Here is a 2,673-nt window from a genome sequence, read left to right as displayed (position 1 = left end):
CCATGCCACGAAGCGCAGCAGCAGCGCATACAGGCTTTTTGGGTCATGTGCCGGACCCACCGGCTGACGGTAGACGTCATCGACGGTCAGGAGACTTCCTTTGCGCGGTTTACGGTTTGCCATGATTAACCTCCGTTTCGGATTGGGGATGGGCGGCTGAGGCAGCGGGCGGTGGGGCCTTTTGCGTTTTATGTCTGTTAACCGTTTTCTTTCCGGCTCCGCCCGGTTCTGTTGTTAAGCCTTGTGCTGTCTGTGCTGAGGCCGGATTTTGTCTGTCCGGCTGTATACCGACCTGGGGCCGACCTGTACCCGACTGAACATCCTCTGACCCCGACTGGAACGCCTTGCCCGCAACAGCGTCATTCGTCATTTCTGTTTCTTCGGGCAGGGGGATTGAAGCCGGTTTTTTTTCTGCTTTAATAGCCGTTTTTTGTTTTACCCCGGCCACTTCCGCCGATAAGTCTGGTGTTGCCTGCCCTGAGGCCGGATTTTGACTGACCGACTGACTGCCGACCCTGCCCCGACCTGTGCCCGACTGAACATCCTCTGACCCCGACCGGAACGCATCGCCTGCTGTTTCTGACTGGGATTCCGTCATCTCCAGTAATCCGCACAGATGTGGTTGCCCGGTATCTTCACCATCCCACAGCAGCGTATATTCGTAGGTCAGCCCGCGGCGATGCAGTAACAGGTATTCCATTTCCAGCAACCGCGCCAGATGCACTTTCAGCTGCGTATCGCCCCAGTGCAGAGCGGCCCGAATATCCCGCCGGGTAAAATGCAGTTCATCGACCCTGACCGCCTGTTGTCCGGCGGTTTTCCGTACCCACTCCTGTATTAATAACAACAGCTTACGCGTCTGCGGCGGCATTTCATCCAGTGTGCGCCCCAGAACTTCATGTGCCAGTTGGTTAGCGAGCTGGATATCGTTTTTCGTCACTTCGATATATTCAATCACCTGCCCGCGATGCGTGGTTTTCTTCACTTCACGTTGATACTGGTGCAGCAACGCGATGGCCTGTATTAAGGTGAGGTATTTCATATGGTCGCGCCGCATCCGCGTTTTATCGCTTAAAAAAGTGAGCTGGTGCGCATACGGATTCACCACTTTCAGCGGCCTTAACAGGCGCTGGGCGTTCTGGTGTAACTGCGTCAGATAACCTTTCTCTGAGTCAGCCAGCAACCCGGCCAGTGTCTGACGGTGCCGCTGCATCGCGTGGATGGCCTGCGTCTGTTCGCGCGATTCGTTGACCGTCAGCACCAGACAGCGGTTCAGCAGCTCTTCATCCACATCAATGGCCGTCGTCGTTAGCATCAGCATCACCGGTCCCTGTACCTTGTATTCCCGCGTCACCAGCTCGCCGCTCTGTTCGTTCTTGCCGGTGCTGGCGATTTTCAGCTCGCCGTCGGACTGCAACAGTTTCAGGGCATAGGCCGCCTGCCGCACGCCTTCTTCTTCGGCTATCGCCAGTATTTTGTGTTGCAGGCTGGTTTCTCCCAGATAGTAGAGGCTCTGCCCGGTCATTGCCGAGTACTGGATACGCTCCTCTTCCGGCATCAGGTTCAGCACCGCCTCCATCAGGCTGCTCTTGCCTGCCGCGCTGCTGCTCTGGATTAACACGGCCAGCGGTTTATCGAGTTTGCGCGAGACTGCCGCCAGATACCCGGTCAGCAGATTGGTGGATTCGCCGACCACCCCGCAGGCGGCCATGTCGTGGATAATTTGTTCTGTTAAGTTCGGCAATGTCAGCAACGCCAGCGCGGCGGCTTCGTCTTCCGCGCTGACCGTGACTGCCGTTGTCCCTGCGGCTTCGGCATCGGCCTGCTGTTGCGCATCCTGTTGCTGCTCCAGCATCAGCAGGACCCGCCCGGCTTCGCGTTTGATGACCGACAGCTCGCATTCCAGCTCTTGCGCCGCCGTACTGATGTAGTTTTGACGATGCCGCGCGTGATACATGTCCAGCGTATCCACATGGAACAGGCCGGACGTTTCATCCCGCACCTGCACATTGACTTTCATCACATCGGGCACCGGCGATTTTTTCATCCCCCGTATCCGCCAGATACGGGGTCCGCTTTTCATCAGCAGTTCACCGGACGCCGTGCGCTCGCAGGGCACTTGTGCAACGGTCAGCTCTGGCGGGGCGGCTAAAGAAGAGGATTCAGCCACACCGGCACTTTGGGGCTTTTCCGTCATATCTGACGAGACGGGCCGCTCATGGCTGAACACCGCGCCCGGCGCGGTTCCCTGTCCCAGCCAGACCGCCTGTTGCAGGGCCAGCCCCAGCGCATGTTCGGCGTTGCCGCTTTTCAGCGCATAGTCATTGGCATCCATACCCGGCGGGAACTGCACCCGCCATGCCTCGATACCGGCTTCCAGTAAATCAGCGGCTACATTAGCCACGCCACGGTCTCCGGCCTCATCGCGGTCAAAGGCAATCAGCACCCGTTTCACGCCGTGATACTGCAAAGCGTCGAGATGCTCACGGTTAAACCCGTTCACCCCGAATGCGGCGATCACATTGCGGAACCCGGCACACCAGAAGGTCATGGCATCGATCAGCGCTTCGCACAGGATAATTTCCGCAGCGGCTTTCATCGCTGCCTCATTCCAGACCCCGGCCAGGGGTGAGGACAGGTACAGATGCTTTGGGCTGTCTTTCAGCACTTTGT

Annotated in this window: 1 protein-coding gene and 1 pseudogene; both read right to left on the bottom strand. The window is 58.0% G+C overall.

The window, feature by feature from the left end; genetic code table 11:
* Positions 1-123: pseudogene (locus EAE93_RS24910) on the bottom strand (site-specific tyrosine recombinase XerC); the annotation flags it as partial.
* The coding region (locus EAE93_RS23660) for a toprim domain-containing protein (RefSeq protein WP_214040706.1) at positions 110-2,673 on the bottom strand (2,564 nt) is incomplete at its 5' end. The pseudogene EAE93_RS24910 and the gene EAE93_RS23660, both read right to left, overlap by 14 nt.

This window comes from Photorhabdus akhurstii, from assembly GCF_018448925.1.
In the GTDB taxonomy this organism is placed as follows: Bacteria; Pseudomonadota; Gammaproteobacteria; order Enterobacterales; family Enterobacteriaceae; genus Photorhabdus; species Photorhabdus akhurstii.
The sequence above is the reverse complement of the archived record's forward strand: the minus strand, read 5'-3'. Positions and strand labels throughout refer to the sequence as shown.